This is a genomic window from Anaerovirgula multivorans (genome assembly GCF_900188145.1).
In the GTDB taxonomy this organism is placed as follows: domain Bacteria; phylum Bacillota; class Clostridia; order Peptostreptococcales; family Natronincolaceae; genus Anaerovirgula; species Anaerovirgula multivorans.
In genome coordinates this window covers 12,646-29,304 of record NZ_FZOJ01000033.1, presented here as the reverse complement: position 1 = coordinate 29,304, position 16,659 = coordinate 12,646, and the positions used below count along the sequence as shown (strand labels likewise).

19 protein-coding genes are annotated in these 16,659 nt (G+C 37.7%); 18 read left to right on the top strand and 1 reads right to left on the bottom strand.

Annotated features, from left to right (window positions below):
- Positions 1 to 2 precede the first annotated feature (2 nt).
- The 16 genes from CHB72_RS21175 (at position 3) to CHB72_RS21100 (ending at position 13,577) form a co-directional block, all read left to right on the top strand.
- On the top strand, positions 3 to 752 hold the full coding sequence (locus CHB72_RS21175) for an SDR family oxidoreductase (protein WP_089284875.1): 750 nt from the start codon (positions 3 to 5) through the stop codon (positions 750 to 752).
- Positions 753 to 762: 10 nt separating this feature from the next.
- Positions 763 to 1,599, top strand: a complete 837-nt coding sequence (locus CHB72_RS21170) for a 3-hydroxyacyl-CoA dehydrogenase family protein (protein ID WP_176431524.1) — start codon at positions 763 to 765, stop codon at positions 1,597 to 1,599.
- A 5-nt stretch (positions 1,600 to 1,604) separates the two neighbouring features.
- Positions 1,605 to 2,639 (top strand): 3-oxoacyl-ACP synthase III family protein, encoded by a 1,035-nt coding sequence (locus CHB72_RS21165; RefSeq protein ID WP_207652620.1) that lies wholly within the window; start codon positions 1,605 to 1,607, stop codon positions 2,637 to 2,639.
- Positions 2,640 to 2,651: 12 nt separating this feature from the next.
- Entirely contained in the window at positions 2,652 to 3,050 is a 399-nt protein-coding gene (locus tag CHB72_RS21160; protein ID WP_089284872.1) for an SCP2 sterol-binding domain-containing protein, read from the top strand.
- Between the two features lie 14 nt (positions 3,051 to 3,064).
- Positions 3,065 to 4,099, top strand: a complete 1,035-nt coding sequence (locus tag CHB72_RS21155; RefSeq protein ID WP_089284871.1) for a 3-oxoacyl-ACP synthase III family protein — start codon at positions 3,065 to 3,067, stop codon at positions 4,097 to 4,099.
- 19 nt (positions 4,100 to 4,118) lie between these two features.
- On the top strand, positions 4,119 to 5,156 hold the full coding sequence (locus tag CHB72_RS21150; RefSeq protein ID WP_089284870.1) for a 3-oxoacyl-ACP synthase III family protein: 1,038 nt from the start codon (positions 4,119 to 4,121) through the stop codon (positions 5,154 to 5,156).
- Between the two features lie 87 nt (positions 5,157 to 5,243).
- Complete coding sequence (locus CHB72_RS21145) at positions 5,244 to 6,275, top strand: 3-oxoacyl-[acyl-carrier-protein] synthase III C-terminal domain-containing protein (protein WP_089284869.1); 1,032 nt, start codon at positions 5,244 to 5,246, stop codon at positions 6,273 to 6,275.
- Between the two features lie 33 nt (positions 6,276 to 6,308).
- Positions 6,309 to 7,148, top strand: a complete 840-nt coding sequence (locus CHB72_RS21140) for a 3-hydroxyacyl-CoA dehydrogenase family protein (RefSeq protein WP_089284868.1) — start codon at positions 6,309 to 6,311, stop codon at positions 7,146 to 7,148.
- A gap of 22 nt (positions 7,149 to 7,170) precedes the next feature.
- A complete protein-coding gene (locus CHB72_RS21135) occupies positions 7,171 to 8,157 on the top strand; it encodes a 3-oxoacyl-ACP synthase III family protein (RefSeq protein WP_089284867.1) in 987 nt (328 codons plus the stop codon).
- A 2-nt stretch (positions 8,158 to 8,159) separates the two neighbouring features.
- Entirely contained in the window at positions 8,160 to 8,603 is a 444-nt protein-coding gene (locus CHB72_RS21130; RefSeq protein WP_176431523.1) for a VOC family protein, read from the top strand.
- A 26-nt stretch (positions 8,604 to 8,629) separates the two neighbouring features.
- On the top strand, positions 8,630 to 9,676 hold the full coding sequence (locus CHB72_RS21125; protein WP_176431522.1) for a 3-oxoacyl-ACP synthase III family protein: 1,047 nt from the start codon (positions 8,630 to 8,632) through the stop codon (positions 9,674 to 9,676).
- Positions 9,673 to 10,686: a 3-oxoacyl-ACP synthase gene (locus CHB72_RS21120; RefSeq protein ID WP_089284864.1), complete on the top strand. Its 1,014-nt coding sequence runs from the start codon at positions 9,673 to 9,675 to the stop codon at positions 10,684 to 10,686. The genes CHB72_RS21125 and CHB72_RS21120 overlap by 4 nt, the downstream gene beginning before the upstream one ends.
- Positions 10,687 to 10,863: 177 nt before the next feature.
- Complete coding sequence (locus CHB72_RS21115) at positions 10,864 to 11,088, top strand: 4Fe-4S dicluster domain-containing protein (RefSeq protein ID WP_089284863.1); 225 nt, start codon at positions 10,864 to 10,866, stop codon at positions 11,086 to 11,088.
- Between the two features lie 140 nt (positions 11,089 to 11,228).
- A complete protein-coding gene (locus CHB72_RS21110) occupies positions 11,229 to 12,290 on the top strand; it encodes a 3-methyl-2-oxobutanoate dehydrogenase subunit VorB (RefSeq protein ID WP_089284862.1) in 1,062 nt (353 codons plus the stop codon).
- A complete protein-coding gene (locus CHB72_RS21105; protein ID WP_089284861.1) occupies positions 12,290 to 13,036 on the top strand; it encodes a thiamine pyrophosphate-dependent enzyme in 747 nt (248 codons plus the stop codon). Before CHB72_RS21110 ends, CHB72_RS21105 begins: the two co-directional genes overlap by 1 nt.
- 1 nt (position 13,037) lies before the next feature.
- Positions 13,038 to 13,577, top strand: a complete 540-nt coding sequence (locus CHB72_RS21100; protein WP_089284860.1) for a 2-oxoacid:acceptor oxidoreductase family protein — start codon at positions 13,038 to 13,040, stop codon at positions 13,575 to 13,577.
- A gap of 287 nt (positions 13,578 to 13,864) precedes the next feature.
- Here CHB72_RS21100 and CHB72_RS21095 read toward each other — a convergent pair whose 3' ends face one another.
- Positions 13,865 to 14,551, bottom strand: coding sequence for a TetR/AcrR family transcriptional regulator (locus CHB72_RS21095; protein ID WP_089284859.1), 687 nt, complete (start codon positions 14,549 to 14,551; stop codon positions 13,865 to 13,867).
- A gap of 205 nt (positions 14,552 to 14,756) precedes the next feature.
- On the opposite strand from CHB72_RS21095, the gene CHB72_RS21090 reads away from it, so the two are divergent.
- Positions 14,757 to 15,614 carry an ABC transporter ATP-binding protein gene (locus tag CHB72_RS21090; protein ID WP_242975223.1) on the top strand — a complete coding sequence of 286 codons (858 nt, stop codon included), beginning with the start codon at positions 14,757 to 14,759 and terminating at the stop codon, positions 15,612 to 15,614.
- 1 nt (position 15,615) lies between these two features.
- Positions 15,616 to 16,659 (top strand): ABC transporter permease, encoded by a 1,044-nt coding sequence (locus tag CHB72_RS21085; protein ID WP_089284858.1) that lies wholly within the window; start codon positions 15,616 to 15,618, stop codon positions 16,657 to 16,659.

The following is a 16,659-nucleotide window of genomic DNA, read 5'->3' as shown; positions in this document are numbered from 1 at the left end:
ATATGGATTTTAATCTTAAAACGGTTGTAATTACTTCCTGGATCAAAGAAATTGGAAGAAGCATTTCATTAGCTTTAGCCAGAGAAGGTGCCAATCTTGCTATTCTTTGTGATACAAATGATGACGAAATATCCACTATAGTCAAGGAAGTGAAACAATTTGACACCCAGATTATGATAATTCAGACGAATTTAGCTGATCCAGAAGATGTAAAAAAAAATATGGAAGAAGTTTATAAGGTTTTCGGAAAGATCGATATTCTGATCAATTTTGTACCAGTAGAAGCTGAAGGGGAGATTTTTGAAAACCTTAGTTATCAAAATTTTGAACAAAATGCAATTTTACCTACAAAGATGATTTTTAATTGTTGTAAGGCTGCAGTACAATACTTGTTGAAAAATGAATATGGAAAAATCATTAATCTTGTAAATCTAGGCCAATGTATGGCTGAACTAGGTAAGAGCGGGTCCTCAACACTTCGAGAAAGTATTTGGGGAATAACAAAAAATCTTGGTAAAGAATTGGCAGGAAAGAAGATTACAGTAAATGTAGTAGAAGCTCACTATATTCCAGGCGGATTAACATATGCTTCTGAATCTTTAAATGATTTCTCCTATAAAGCAAGATCCAAAGCCGATGATTTTACTGGAAGTGTACTTTTTTTAGCCAGTTCAAAATCTAATTATATAACTGGACAACTGATAATTGTTGATGGTGGTTTAGAAGCAAAAAATAAAGTGAGGTGTTTATAATTTGAAGCGAATGGCAGTAATTGGAACAGGTCTTATGGGGAGTGGAATTATTCATGTTTATGCTGATCACGGATATCAAATCGATATTTACGGGAATAGTGATCGTTATAAAGATAAGGTTGTAGCTTATTTCGACAATGAAGTCTACAAAGGGAGAATGAGTGAAGAGAAGAGAGAATTAATTTTGAAAAACCTCAATTATTATTTCATTGCTTCTGATCTGGAAAATATCAAAAATACTAATTTTGTTATTGAAACTATAAAAGAAGATAAAGAATTGAAACAAACTCTATTCAAAAATATGGATACATACTTGAAGGATGATGCAATCCTGGTTAGCAATACTTCAACATTTTCGATTACAGGGCTGGGATCCGTTTTACAAAGACCAGAGAATTTTGCGGGAATGCATTTTATCTCACCAGTACCCATTATTAAAGTAGTGGAAATAGTAAAGGGGTTACGGACTTCAGAAGCAACTCTTAATCAGGTGATCCAAAGTTGTCATGAGATTAATAAAAGAGACATCATGGTTGATGATCATCCAGGGTTTGTCTTTAATCGGATTTTTCTCCTGTGGGCTAACGAAGCAGTTCTGGTACTAATGGAAAACCTGACAAAAAACCCGGAAAATATTGATGAAATAATGAAGCGGGGAATGAATTTGAAGGTGGGTCCTTTAAAGCTCATCGACCTGGCAGGTTTAGATACTGTGTATTATAGTTTACTAAGTTTATATGAACACCTACATGACATTAAATATCGGCCATGCCCGCTCTTAAAAAAAATGTTAGATGCCGGGTATCTTGGGCGAAAAACAGGTAGAGGTTTTTATATATATGAATAATGAAAGTGAGGAGAAAACATATGAAACAGATTGAATCGGTTGGAATCCAGGGTGTTGGTTATTATGTTCCAGACCAGGTAATTACCAATGAAGATGTAGAACGGTTAACCAGTGTACCAGCGGAGAAAGTTAAACTGATCCTCTCAGTAGACGAAAGAAGATGGGTCAATGATGATGAAGCATTATCAGACATCGCAGTGAAAGCAGGAGAAGCTGCACTAAAGGATGCAGGTGTGTCTCCTGAGGAGATTGGTTTATTAATTCTCGGAACTGGATCAAGTGATTTTTACTGTCCACCAAGTGGCTGTCAGGTTCAGCATCGGTTAGGACTTAAGAATGCGATGCTTCTCAATATTAATCAAGCCTGTGCTACACCAATTTTTTGCTTGTCCACTGCGGCTCGTTTTGTTGCTGATGGTACATATAAAAAAGCACTGGTTATTTGTGGAGATATCAGTTCTCGTTTCTTAAATTTTAGTGAAAATCTATTGGCAGGAGCTTTAGGAGATGCTGCAAGTGCGGTAGTGCTGGGCAAACTTAAAGATGGGTACAAGGGTTTCTTGTCAGAACACTTTGATGCAGACGGGGAACATTTTGATGCTTCCGGATTGTTTGCGTTTGGTTCGAGAATCCCTAGAGAAGAATTTGGTGAAGGTAAGCCATATCCGATAGTCAAAAATGAAAAAATGAATTTCCTAATTCCAGAAATTATTAATTGGTTTAGAGGTTCTTTTGATATCTGTCTTGAAAGGGCAGGCCTAACAAAAGATGACCTAGACTTTGTCGCTCCACACCCGGCAGCGATCCCACAAATCTATATGCAACTTGACTCTGCAGGAATCAGTTATGATAAGAACTTAATTGTCACAGATAAGATTGGACATAGTGGCGGTGGAAGTATGTTTATTATTCTCCATGAAGCTCGAGAAGTAGGAATGATCAAACCAGGAAGTAAGATCTTCTGCTTCGGGAATGGTGCTGGGTTTAACTGGGGAGGAATTTTATTTAGATGGTGTGACTCATCAGAATTTGCAAACTAAGGAGGTGATAAAATGGCTATATTCAAAAATAGTGATGATTTTTGGAATTTAGTAAGCAGAGTTTTAGAGATGCTTAAAGAAGATGAAAAGGCATTAAAATCCATTGAAAATATTGTAGATGTAAAGGTAGCTTATAACTTGCCAGATATCAATTTTGGATATACAACGATTATTACTAATGGAAAAATTTCTATTAGTAAAGGAATTGATGAGGAAACCCATGTAATCATCAAAATGACCAGTGAGGATTTTTACAATTTAAATATAGGAAAACTGGATTCGATGAAAGCGTTAATCAGTAATGCTGTAACGATTGAGAAAGGTGATATGAAAAAAATGGTGCAGGCTACCAATTTGCCGACATCCCAGTTTTATAAGTTGGCTGCAAAGGAATTGGGACTTCCACTATAAGGAGGAATCAGTTAATGGAAGTAAAGATAAACGGAAACGGCACGTATTTTGCTGGAATTAAAGGAATTGGACATTATGTTCCTGAGAATATTGTAACAAACGATGATTTAGCAAAAAAAATTAATACAACCAATGAATGGATTTCTACAAAAATTGGGGTGAAAACCCGAAGAATTGCATCAGAACATGAAGCTTTATCAGACATTGCTTATGAAGCAAGTAAAAGAGCATTAGCAAATGCCAAAATAAAACCCGAAGAGATCGACTTAATTATCTTATCCCGTCTGGATCCTGACCATCTGGATCCACCTACCTCCTGCCTTGTGCAGTCACTGCTAGGAGCAAAGAATGCTGCTACTTTTGATATAGCAATTGGGGGGTGTGCAGGAAGTGTGTATTCTCTAGCCATTGCTACTGATTTTGTCAAAAGCGGTGCATGTCGGAACGTACTTGCAATCTCTGGAGATGTCAATAGCAGAAATATAATCGATTGGTCAGATCGGCAAACCTGTTGTTTTTTTGGGGATGGGATAGCTGCTACTGTAGTTAGTAGGATAAAAGAAGATAAGGGAATAAAATCTTACCAACTGAAAGTAGATGGCAGCAAATATGATGTCATAATTATGCCGATAGGTGGATCAAGAACACCGATTACAGAGAAAAATGTAAATTCTCGTGAGCGCTATGTTGTAATGAATAACCGAGAAGTATGGAATTTTGCTACCACTGTGGGGCCACAGATCGTAAAAGATGTAACTGCTATAGCAGGAAAAGAAGTGAGTGAATTAGATTGGGTAATCTTCCATCAGGCTAACAAGAATATTATTCGTAACAACATGAACACACTGGGGCTACCTATGGAAAAAACTTATACAACGATTGAAAAATACGGTAACACCGGGGGTGCGTCTGTACTTCTTACCTTAAGCGAAGCAGTGGAAACTGGACTTGTAAAAACAGGAGATAAGATTGCTCTAGCAGCTTTTGGAGCAGGGTTAGCCTGGGGAGGTTTATACCTGGAATGGTGTGCAGAAGAAGATTTCATCTAAAAGCTAAGGAGGGAGATTAATGGGCTTATATCCAGATGTAGGTATTCTCTCATTTGGTTCGTACATTCCTGAAAAGACAGTGTCAGTGCATGAAGTAAAGGATCGTTATGGAATTTCTGATGAATTAATTGAGAGGGTTCAAATTGAGTGTGTACATGTTGCGGCAGATCATGAATTTGCAACAGATATGGCCATTAAAGCAGCAAAAAAAGCAATGGAAAAGGGTAAAGTCAAACCTGAGCAGATTGATTTGATTATCTATTCGTATATTAGTTGGGCAGAACATTTTATCTGGGCGGATTATGGAAAAATCCAGCATGCTTTAGGCGCAATAAACTCTGCAGCTATACGTCTGGAACAATCATGCAATGCTGGGATTATGGCTCTAGAGTATGGATGTGCAAAGATTCAATCCAATCCCGATATTAACACAGTGCTTCTCGTTACTGCTGAGACATGGAAAGAGCCTTTAGTCAATCGGTGGACTTGTACAGATGGTTGCTTTTTTGGAGATGGTGCTAGTGCAGTGATCTTACAAAGAGGAGTAAAGGGAAGTCAAATCATCAACTTCTGTAATAAAACAGATGGAAGTTTGAATTATATTTGGAGAATTCCATTAGTTGGCGGAACAAAGCATCCTATTACACCTGAACATGTAGAACAAGGGCTATATTTTGGTAGTATGATTGAATCAGCTAGACGTAATCTAAAAAATGAAGATGAGCGGAAAGAAGTAGGGGAAAAAATTGTCAGTCTGAATATTCAGACACTAAAAGAATTGTTACAAAAAATAGGGAAGAGCAAAAAAGATGTTGACAAATTGGTTGTTTATAACGTAGGGCTGCATTTTCTAAAAAAGATTGCAGACTCTATTGAAATTCCACTAGAAAATACTTCGGCATATCTTGCCAAAAACCACGGACACATTGGAGTAGTTGATATTTTCTTGAATTTAGAAAAAATGATAGAGGACGGAAATATCCAAAAAGGGGATCTAGTATTCTTATTTAGTGGTGGGACAGGCTATTGTGCATCCAGTACTGCCATCCAATTTTAAACTGTAGCGCTACATCGGTTGTTATTGAAGGCATAATACCCAAAGTAAGATTTTAAGTGCATTTAATATTGAAGGGGGGAATAGCTTATGACAGTCATGAATTCAATTGGTATTGCTGGTTTAGGGATATACTTGCCAGAAGATATAGCATATGTAAAAGAAATACAGAAACAAGAAAACTTAACAGATGAACGGATTCAGGACATGGGTATAGTTAAACTACATATGGCAAGTGATAAAGTTGAACCATCTGATATGGCCATCGAAGCGGCAAAAGAAGCGATGGCTGATGCTGGAGTAGAAGCTGACGAAATCGATGCATTGGTTTATTATACCGTTTTTCCTGATTACCTTAAATGGGCTGATTATGCCAGAATCCAACATGAAATTGGAGCTAAAAATGCTTATTCCTTTAAGGTTGATCAGGCATGTTGTAGTTCTATTATAGGTCTTGATTATGCATTGGCAAGGCTTAAAACAGATCCAGATATGAATACTGTTTTGGTGGTTTGTGCAGATAAATACGAAAAACCACTTGTAAATCGCTGGAAAGCTGCTAATGCTAACTTTTATGGGGATGGTGCAAGTGCAGCCATTATTCGACGTGGTGTTACTTCTAATCGAATTTTGGGAGTAAACAATATAACTGATGGTAGTTTTAATCATTTATGGTATATCCCAGTAGGGGGTACGAAAGAACCTCCAACATCTGAAAATGTACGGGCAGGTAGGTTTGTTCTGGATTGTATTAAAACTGCGTCTGAATACCTGAGTACAGAAGAAAATAGGAAAAAATTGTATAACACTCTGATTCAGAACAACAGAAAAGTGATGGTTGATCTTCTGGAAAGGCATGAGTTTACACTTCAAAATGTGGATAAGCTGATTATGTATAATCTTGGTAAAAGCGTTATGGATAAAATCATTGAGGTTGTAGAAATTCCCATTGAAAATACATCCTATTATTTATCCAAACATGTTGGACACATAGGGGCAGCCGATATCTTTTACAATTTAAAAATGATGCTTGATGATGGTAAAATCGTGAAAGGTGATTTGGTTGCGATCTTTAGTGCAGGAGCAGGTTTTTCCTGGTCAAGTGCACTGATTCAATATTAAGCATATCTAAACCAAATATGGAGGTGACGTAATATGAAAGTTAATAATATAGCTGTTATCGGTCATGGTTTAATGGGACGAGGTATTATTCATACTTTGGCAAAAAGCGGTTTTCAGGTTATAGCGATCAAACGTCGGGATGATGATCATCGCCTTGAGGAGTATTTTGAAAAGGAGATTGAGCAAGGAAGGATTTCACAGGCAGAATGTGATCAGATATGGTCAAGGGTTAAAGTCACAACCGATCTGATAAAAGCTGCAGAATGTCAGTTAATCATTGAAAGTATCAATGAAGACCCTGATGCTAAAAAAGAGTTGTTTGCACGTTTGGGAGAAATATGCCCGGAAGAGACGGTTTTTGCAACTAACACTTCGACTATTCCAATCGGAAAACTTGGTGTTGCTGGAGGACGATTAGATAAGATGATAGGATTACATTTTATGTGGCCAGTTCCAGAGATGAAGTTAGTTGAAGTGATAAAAAACCAGGATACATCAGAGGAGACAATAAGTCTAACAACCAATCTAGTTAAGGATATGGAGAAAGTACCTGTAGTTGTAAAAGACTCACCCGGATTTGTTTCAAGTAGGCTAATTGCTGTATTAATTAATGAAGCAGCAGAAATCTACTCACAGGGTATTGCAGATGCTGAGGCAATTGATACAATTGCTAGATTAGGTCTAGGATTTCCCGCTGGACCGTTGCGTTTGTGTGATAAGATTGGCTTAGATATAATTGTTGATGCATTTGATAACCTTTTTTATCATTTCCGTGAAAAAAAATACGCTGTGTCTCCGGTCATTCGAACTATGACGGAGTCAGGGTATTATGGTAAAAAAAATGGTAAAGGTTTTTACAGATATAAAAAATAAATTTTATTGAGGTGATGGAAATATGGCAAAATCAATATGCATTTGCGGAACAGGTTCTTATGTTCCTGAACGGATCGTCACAAACGTTGAATTGGAAGAAACCTCACCAACGAATCGGAACTGGATACAAGAGAAGCTTGGTATTATGAGTAGAAGAAGGGTAGCTGAAGGTGAAGCTACCAGTGATATGGCTGTAGCAGCTGGGCGAAAAGCAATTGAGACTGCTGGATTAAAATCAGAAGATATCGAGCTAATCATACTGGGAACAATTACTCCTGATCGATTAATCCCATCTGCAGCCACTATAATTCAAAGAAAATTGGGTGCTGTAAATGCGGTGGCCTTTGACCTGAATGCAGCTTGCGCAGGCTTCGTCTATGGGCTAATCACAGGTGCACAATTTCTTGAAACTGGTCATTTCAAAAATGCACTGATCATCGGTGCAGATACGATGTCAATGATTACTGATTATGAGGATCGCACTTGTGCATACTATGGAGATGCCGCAGGAGCGGTAGTAATCAGGCTGATAGAAAGTGAAAATGGGATTAAATCCATGTACTTCGCATCGGATGGAAGAAGTGTTGATTCGGTAACTGTTAAAGGAGTCGGTTCGGAACATCCATTATCGGAAGAGGTATTGAATAATAGATGGCAGTACCTATATATGGGAGGAAAAGATGTATACAACAAGGCAAGAGAGATTATTCCAATGAGCATTAGGAAAGCATTGAAAATGGCAAACCTTACAATTGATGACATTTCTTATGTGATTCCACATCAACCAAACTTGACTTTGTTGAAGGAGTGTGCAGTTGATGTCGGTTTGCATCTTGAAAAGGTAGCAATTGTTCTTGATCGTTTTGCTAATTCTTCTAGCGGTAATATTCCTTTGGCTATGGATCTTTTAAATCAGGAAGGAAAATTAAAAGATGGTGATAATATTTTGCTTGTTACTATTGGAGCAGGATGGACATGGGGTTCTGTAGTTTTGAAATGGAAGGGGTAAACATGAAGAAAATTCAAATAGACCATATTGGTATTGCAGTAAAAGAGATTGAGTCAGCTATGAATATTTTTACGAAATACTTTGCAGGGACAATTGGTGAACGGGAAGTATATGCTAATTTCGGATTGGTTTCACAGATGCTGAACTTCAATAATGCAGGCTTAGAAATTATGGAACCCATGGATGAGAATGGACTTATAGGAAAATTTATTAAAAATTATGGTGAGGGCTTACATCATATATCCATTAGGGTTGAAAATATTGTTGAAGAAATTGCGTGTCTTAGCAAAGATGGTTATAAACCCATCGGAGAGCCCATACATATTCACCGGGGGAATTCACCAGAGAAAGTAGTATTCTTAAATCCAAAACAGTTTAATGGCATTCTCATCGAATTGATCGAAGTTGAGCAAAAACCATGCCCATCTGGCATGGTAAAGGATTAAGAACATCTAGGAAAGGGGGAAAATCAATGGATGTAAATCTCTCAGCAATGAATAAATACTATGCAGGAATCAGAGGTGTTGGCTACTATGTTCCTGAGAAAGTTGTAACAAATACAGATTTGGCTAAGGTACTGGATACAAGTGATGAGTGGATTAGCTCAAAAATTGGTGTAAGGGAAAGAAGAATAGCCGCTAAGGAGGAAGCGTTATCTGATCTAGCTTATGAGGCCGGCAAAAGAGCTTTAGAAAATGCTGGGATTGGGCCTGAAGAAGTGGACTTAATTATTTTATCTCGCCTTGATCCCGATCATATTGATCCAGCAACTGCTTGTCTTGTGCAGCATCGTCTTGGTGCAGTTAATGCATCTGCCTTTGATATGATTATTGGTGGTTGTCCTGGGGGTGTGTATGCACTCACAGTCGGAGCAAACTTTGTCGTGAGTGGATCGTGTAAAAATGTACTTGTAATTATTGGAGATGTTCTCAGCAGAAATATGATCAATTGGAGAGATAGAAACACCTGCTGCTTCTTTGGAGATGGTGTAGGTGCAGCAGTGATAAGTAGATTGAAGGAAGATAAGGGAATTCAAACATATCTACTAGAGACAGATGGAGATGCTTATGAAACTTGTATTATTCCAGCTGGCTGTTCCCGGATGCCACTTACAACAGAAAATATTAATACCGATTTACGTTATCTACATATGAATAATAAAGCTGTCAAAAATTTTGCCACTACAGTTGCACCTCGTTCTATTCAAAAAGTAACAGAACGTGCTGGCGTTTCGGTGGAAGAACTGGATTTTGTAATTTTTCATCAGGCCAATAAAAATATTATTCAATACAGCATGGAAAAACTTGGGTTACCATTGGAAAGAACGCATACAACTATTGAGCGATATGGAAACACAGGTGGTGCTTCTGTACTAATTACCTTATGTGATGCTATAGAAAAAGGTTTAATTGCACCTGGAGATAAAATAGCAATGACTGCTTTTGGTGCAGGTTTAGCCTGGGCAGGAATGTATCTCCAATGGAATGAAAAAAGCGATTTTTTTGAGGTGAAACGATGAAAATAACATGCGGTATTGTTGGTTTTGGAATCTATCTACCCAGCTACTATATGACGGCAAAGGAGCTTTCAGAAAAAAGTGGCATTCCAGTAAATATCATCTCTGATAAGATGGGGATAAAGCGGGTTGTTATTCCTGGTGAAAATGATCATGCATGTGAAATGGCACTGTATGCAGCAAAAGATTGTTTAAAGAACACAGGTATAGACGCTAAAGAAATTGACTTAATTATTTACAATGGTGAGGACTATAAAAAACACTTGATCTGTACAACAGCATTGGTAATTCAAAAAGAGATTGGTGCAGACCATGCCTGGGGATTTGATATCTCCTGTCGATGTGCAGCAACTTCGATAGCATTAAAGACTGCTAGAGATATGATGGTAGCAGATAATAGCATCAATACAGTATTGATTGCTGGGGGTTCTGCCAATAGTCCACTGGTAAATTATGAAGATTCAGATTCATCATTTATGTTCTCTGCAGCTAGTGGAGGTGCAGCTGTCATATTACAACGTAATTATCCTTACAACGAACTTAAGGAATCGGCAGTTTATGCTGATAGTATGTTTGCTGATTGGATTTACACTATGTATGGAAGAAAAATCCATCCAGCAAGTAATGAATTTGTTCCTTCTGAACAGTGGAAGATTCATGTGACTGAGTTTGAACGTATTAGGGAAAATCTCAACAAAGTTACCTTAGATGCATTTATTAAGGTAACAAAAGAATGTGTAGAAAAAAGCGAGTCTAGCCTGGATGATATAGATTATCTTGCAGTAACATTTTTAAAACCTGCAGCTCATCAAATGTTATTGAACAAATTTGGGCTTTCACAAGGACAGTCAACTTATCTTGCGCAATATGGGCATTTAGGATGTGTTGACCCAATCTTATCTATAAAACTTGGTTTAGAAGAGGGGAAGATTAAAGCAGGTGATAATGTGTTATTGCTATCAGCAGGAATTGGTTTTACCTGGGCTGCGAGTCTGGTTCGTTGGGGAGGGTAGTGTGAGTAACTTTTACATTCTCCTTTGGAGTTCTAAAAAAGTATTTGAGCAGTGTCCTCACCTCCACGTGATTTGTAGTTGTCTGTAATCTTAATAATATAGTTATAAAATAAGCTTAAAGGCGACGGTTTCATTTCGTTTTGTGCCTTGAGCGTAGCGAAAGGAATGGTTATAACGATGGTAAAAAAAAGAGGTGTTGTAACCTTTGATGAAAATCGCTGTAAAGGTTGTGAACTGTGTATAACAGTATGTCCAGTTAAAATTGTAAAAATGAATAAAGACAGAATTAATGTAAAGGGATATTACCCTGCTACAGTGGAAAAAATGGAAAAATGTATTGCATGTGGAAACTGTGCTACCATTTGTCCTGATATAGTAATAACCATTGAAACGAAAGAATAAGTGAACTTGTTTAGCTTATGCTAAACTTAGGGGTTTCAGATGGAAATTCTATTTCACATGAAGTAAAAGACTTAAATCCCTACTTAATAAAAGTGGGAATCTTGAAAAGCTGATTAAGATGTAAGGAGGGAAGGAATTAAATGGCTAAGATATTAATGAAGGGAAATGAAGCTATTGCTGCAGCAGCTATTAAAGCTGGATGTATATATTTCTTTGGATATCCTATCACACCCCAAAATGAGTTGCCAGAGTTTATGGCAAGGGAGTTACCTAGAATCGGAGGTGTCTTTGTTCAAGCAGAATCTGAAGTGGCTGCTATTAATATGGTTTATGGAGCTGCTGGCACAGGTAAAAGAGCAATGACCTCTTCCTCCTCACCAGGGATAGCTTTAAAACAAGAGGGTATTTCATATATTGCAGGGGCAGAGCTCCCCTGTGTTATTGTTAACATCAGTAGAGGAGGCCCTGGACTAGGTGGTATTCAACCTTCTCAAGCAGATTATTTTATGTCAACTAGAGGTGGAGGAAATGGAGACTATAGACATCTTGTTTATGCACCTGCCAGTCTTCAGGAAGCAGTTGATTTAACTATGGAAGCCTTTGAAGTTGCCGACTATTATCGTAACCCAGTGATGGTTGTTGGAGACGGTATGATTGGTCAGATGATGGAGCCCATTGAATTTAAGGAAATTAGAAAACGGGATGTATCTTCTGAGGATTGGGGAACTACAGGTACAAAGAGTGTAAGAAAACCAAATGTTATTAATTCACTAGTATTAGACCCTGCAGAACTAGAAAGGCATAATATTAAGCTGGATCAAAAATATAAAGAGATGGAAGCAAATGAGGTAAGGTATGAAATGTATAAAATGGAGGATGCTGAAGTTGTGTTGGTGGCCTATGGTACTACAGCTAGAATTGTTAAAAATGCCGTAGATGTTTTAGAAAAAGAAGGTATTAAAGCAGGTTTAATCAGACCGATTACTCTGTGGCCATTCCCTAATAAAGCCTTTAATGAAATACCCCAGGGAACTAAAGCATTATTAACTGTGGAAATGAGTATGGGGCAAATGATAGATGATGTAAAAATTGCTAACGAAGGCAAACTGCCAGTTCATTTTTACGGAAGGGCAGGTGGAATGATTCCAACACCTGAGGCAGTTGTTGAAAAGGTAAAAACCATCTTAGGAGGTGAAAGATAATGGCAGTAGTATTTAAGAAAACCGAGGGACTTACCGATAAACAGTTTCATTATTGTCCCGGTTGTACTCATGGAATAATTCATCGACTAGTGGGAGAAGTGTTGGAGGAACTGGGAGTACTGGGAGAGGCTATTGGTGTAGCACCAGTTGGTTGCTCAGTACTGGCCTATGAATATTTTAACTGTGATATGCAAGAAGCTGCCCATGGAAGAGCACCAGCAGTAGCAACTGGTATTAAAAGAGTACTTCCTGAAAATATTGTCTTCACTTATCAAGGAGATGGTGATTTAGCTTCTATCGGAACTGCTGAAATTGTTCATGCTGCCCATAGAGGAGAAAAAATAACTACTATATTTGTTAACAATGCCATATATGGCATGACGGGTGGACAAATGGCACCTACTACATTAGTTGGACAAAAAGCAACTACTGCACCCTATGGTAGAGATGCTGCTATGTCAGGGAGACCACTGAAGATGTCTGAAATGTTGGCAACTATTGATGGCGCCGTATTTGTAGAAAGGGTATCTGTGCATAATGTAGCTAGTATTCGTAAAGCAAAAAAGGCAATTAAAAGGGCCTTCGAGGTACAGTTGGAGGGCAAAGGTTTTGGAATAGTTGAAGTATTGTCCACATGTCCCACTAACTGGGGAATTACATCAGTGGAGAGTTTAAAATGGCTGGATGAAAACATGATTCCTTATTATCCATTAGGGAACTTTCGAGTACCAGAGGAGGAGATATAAAATGACAGAAAAAATTATTATGGCAGGATTTGGCGGTCAGGGGGTAATGGCTATGGGACAATTACTTACCTATACCGGAATGGTTGAAGAAAAAAATGTCTCATGGTTACCCTCCTATGGCCCGGAAATGAGGGGAGGTACAGCCAACTGTGCGGTTATTATTTCCGAAAGCCTTGTGGATTCACCAATTATTACAGAGGATGCTACCGCTGCTATCGTAATGAATTTACCATCACTGGTTAAGTTTGAAGGAAATGTAATAGTAGGAGGAAATCTTTTAATCAACAGTTCTCTAATCTCTCTCAAGACAGCACGTGATGATGTTAATGCATACTATATCCCAGCCAATAAAATAGCCAATGAAATTGGAAACAGTAAAGTTGCCAATATTGTGATGCTGGGAGCGTATCTTGAGTTAACTAAGGTGGTTTTAGTAGATACTATTGTAGAAGCAATGAAAAAAGTATTTGGACCAGCAAAACAGCATTTGGTACCATTAAATCAAAAAGCCCTTGAATTAGGTGCAGTCCAAGTAAAATAATTTAGTGAGCTGGTTTAGCTTATATTAAACTTCACTTCAGAGGGAGACTCTATTCCAACTAAAGCAAAAGATTTAGCTCCTTATTCAAAACGAGGAGATGGTTCTAGAAGGATTCGATTGGAAATTTTGTCATCAACAAAGACCTAAACATTAGTTACTATATACTGTTTAGGTCTTTGTGTTTGTCTCGAAAAATTACGCAAAATTTTTGATTCTGTTTAAATATCTCTTAAACTTATTTAATGCTTTTTACTTCATTGTAATCTGATCCAGTCTTTTCAGCAGTCTTATAGATTATAATGATTAGATTGGTTCGACTCATGCTCACAACTTCTAACACTGATGCCATCTCGTAGGACAGAGATGAAATTGTATGTTGCATTTTTTATTGTGTCAGCAGGAATAGTCTTGCCTTTTAACATGTCAGCATGAGTTAAGTTGTTGTTTTCCATTAGGTAATTACCAAAATCAATGGTCATCTGATTGACCAGATAAGCGAGGAAGCTTGGGTCAAGATCTGTGCGGATCTGATTGTTGACTTGGGCATTGGTAATGAGCTGAGTTACCCAATTTTGTCCTGTCTGACGTAGATGTTGGAAAGTTTCGTAAGGGAATGGATCATTGTTACCGCTGAGCATGTTGATTACAAGTTGGGAGAGCCCTGGATGTTCTAAGTTAAATTTGCTCGATGCAATAATCACTTTCTCTAGCGTTGTAAAAAAATCATCTGTTTCATCAATAATACCTTGCATATAGGATAATTTAATCTGGCCAGCTACATCCAGTAAGTAAAGGTAGAGGTCTTTTTTATCTTCGAAATACTGGTACATACTTCCCTTTGAAATTCCGGCTTCTTCAACAATCTTATTCAATGATGCTGCTTCATAAGAATGAGTACTAAATTCATTTATGGCACTTTCGATGATTTTATTTCGCTTCTCTTCTGGTAAATTGAAAAATGTTTGGGTTGGCAAAGTATTTCACACTCCTTTATAACTAATTAGTCATATCTTTATGACTAATTAGTCATATTATACATAGGATAAATTTTTTCGTCAAGGCACTTGACAAGAAGAAGTCCTTTATGTTAATATGGCAACAAAGTCGTGTGACCGATCGGTCATATGATTTTTGCGATAATATCTGAAATTCATTTGGGTAAAAGGGGGTAGAGGCAAGATGATGATTCAAGTTGATCATTTATTTCATCGTTATCCTGGGCAACAGCAAGATGCGGTAAAAGACGTCAGTTTTTCTATTGCTAAAGGAGAAATTTTTGGTTTTCTAGGGCCAAGTGGTGCTGGAAAAAGTACTGTGCAGAATATAATGACCGGTCTTCTTGAACTCCAAAAAGGTGTGGTAAAGTATGATGGCAAATCTATAAAAGAAATGGGGAGGGAGTTTTTTAATCAGATTGGAGTTAGTTTTGAACACCCGAATGTTTACACTAAGCTTACGGGTTATGAGAACTTGATGTATTTTGCTGGATTGTTCGATGTCAATACAGAAGATCCCATGAAACTTTTAGACATGGTTGGCTTACGGGAAGCAGCAGATAAAAGAGCAGGGGAATATTCGAAAGGTATGAAACAGCGGCTTGTATTTGCCCGTTCTTTGTTAAACAAAGCTAAGATTCTCTTTTTTGATGAACCTCTCTCAGGTTTGGATCCCACAACAGCAAGTGAGATCAAAGAAATCATTATACAGAAGAAGAAAGAGGGCTGTACCATATTTTTGACTACACATAATATGTTTGTGGCTGATGAACTTTGTGATCGGGTTGCTTTCTTAAATGAAGGTAAGATTATTACCCTGAATTCACCAAAAGCCTTAAAACTGGAGTATGGTCAAAAGGCAGTGAAAGTTGAGTGGGTTGAGGGTAATATAGTGGGAAGTGACATTTTTTTCATTGATAATGCAAAAAGTTGGAAAGAGTTTAAAAGTTTGATGGATTCCAGAGAAATTCAGACTATGCATACACAGGAAGCAACGTTAGAAGAGATATTCATCAAGCTAACAGGGAGGGGGCTGAAGTGAGATGAGACGTTTTTGGAGCCTAGTGAAGCAAGATACAAAAGTCATGTTTCGCAATAAATTTCACTATGCGATCATCTTTCTCGCTATTTTTTTCATTATTTTAGTCAGGTTTCTAATCCCGGAAGAAATGAAGTTAACACCATCAGAACTAGTCACTGATTTGACTCCGACAAAATTTATGGAAAAAGTCTGGCGATCTCATGATGTGTCTGATGATCAGTTTTTTCAGACAGAAGAAGCTTTGCGAGAAGCTATGCAGAAGAATAAAAATAGTATTGGAATTATAGTCAAAGGTTCTATTGAAGACCCTCAGTTTACCATTATTCAACAGGGACATGAACCTGAATCCAGTATTAATTACTTAAAGACTTCTATTGATTGGTCATTGGGTGAAGCTGGAATTATCGATTGGCCAAAAATGCATGAGATTCAGTTTTTGCGTGAGGAGACAGAACCTATTCCATTGAATAAGGATATGGTTCCCGTATTTTTGGTTCTAGAAGTTGTGATGCTTGGTTTTCTCCTCATTGCGGTAATGGTTTTTCAGGAGAAGAGAGAGGGAATAATTCGTGCTTACCGGATTGCTCCGGGTGGAGTACATGATTATGTTCTCTCAAAAGCTATAACTAACGTTCTATTATCTATTATTTATGGACTTCTGGTTGTGATATTTACTTTGGGATTGCGAGTGGATTATCTGAATTTACTGGGGCTTATAATCCTTATGAGTTCTTTTGCTACATTTTTAGGACTAATTGTCAGTGTACATTTTCGCAGTCTTTCGGAGTTTCTCTTTGTTGCAATTGTACTGATGTCATTGATGGGTTTACCAATTGGTTCATATTTCTTTCCAACCTTTTCTAACATGTTGGTTCAGATGGTTCCATCCTATCCAGTTCTCTTCGGAGTCCGGGAAGTACTCTTCCCAACAGGACGGAGTGGATACCTTGGTTCACTCTATCTAAGTCTACTTATAGCGAATGGAATTGCGTACGCTGTTAGTTATTGGGCTTGCAAGCGCTGTTTGATGAGGGAGGTGGTTTAA

Bases quoted from the DNA above. Each gene is read 5' to 3' on its own strand.
- CHB72_RS21120 (WP_089284864.1), top strand. From the start codon at position 9,673: ATGAAAATAACATGCGGTATTGTTGGTTTTGGAATCTATCTACCCAGC.
- CHB72_RS21155 (WP_089284871.1), top strand. From the start codon at position 3,065: ATGGAAGTAAAGATAAACGGAAACGGCACGTATTTTGCTGGAATTAAA.
- CHB72_RS21135 (WP_089284867.1), top strand. From the start codon at position 7,171: ATGGCAAAATCAATATGCATTTGCGGAACAGGTTCTTATGTTCCTGAA.
- CHB72_RS21100 (WP_089284860.1), top strand. From the start codon at position 13,038: ATGACAGAAAAAATTATTATGGCAGGATTTGGCGGTCAGGGGGTAATG.
- CHB72_RS21125 (WP_176431522.1), top strand. From the start codon at position 8,630: ATGGATGTAAATCTCTCAGCAATGAATAAATACTATGCAGGAATCAGA.
- CHB72_RS21085 (WP_089284858.1), top strand. From the start codon at position 15,616: ATGAGACGTTTTTGGAGCCTAGTGAAGCAAGATACAAAAGTCATGTTT.
- CHB72_RS21170 (WP_176431524.1), top strand. From the start codon at position 763: ATGGCAGTAATTGGAACAGGTCTTATGGGGAGTGGAATTATTCATGTT.
- CHB72_RS21140 (WP_089284868.1), top strand. From the start codon at position 6,309: ATGAAAGTTAATAATATAGCTGTTATCGGTCATGGTTTAATGGGACGA.
- CHB72_RS21115 (WP_089284863.1), top strand. From the start codon at position 10,864: ATGGTAAAAAAAAGAGGTGTTGTAACCTTTGATGAAAATCGCTGTAAA.
- CHB72_RS21160 (WP_089284872.1), top strand. From the start codon at position 2,652: ATGGCTATATTCAAAAATAGTGATGATTTTTGGAATTTAGTAAGCAGA.
- CHB72_RS21110 (WP_089284862.1), top strand. From the start codon at position 11,229: ATGGCTAAGATATTAATGAAGGGAAATGAAGCTATTGCTGCAGCAGCT.
- CHB72_RS21145 (WP_089284869.1), top strand. From the start codon at position 5,244: ATGACAGTCATGAATTCAATTGGTATTGCTGGTTTAGGGATATACTTG.
- CHB72_RS21090 (WP_242975223.1), top strand. From the start codon at position 14,757: ATGATGATTCAAGTTGATCATTTATTTCATCGTTATCCTGGGCAACAG.
- CHB72_RS21175 (WP_089284875.1), top strand. From the start codon at position 3: ATGGATTTTAATCTTAAAACGGTTGTAATTACTTCCTGGATCAAAGAA.
- CHB72_RS21105 (WP_089284861.1), top strand. From the start codon at position 12,290: ATGGCAGTAGTATTTAAGAAAACCGAGGGACTTACCGATAAACAGTTT.
- CHB72_RS21150 (WP_089284870.1), top strand. From the start codon at position 4,119: ATGGGCTTATATCCAGATGTAGGTATTCTCTCATTTGGTTCGTACATT.
- CHB72_RS21130 (WP_176431523.1), top strand. From the start codon at position 8,160: ATGAAGAAAATTCAAATAGACCATATTGGTATTGCAGTAAAAGAGATT.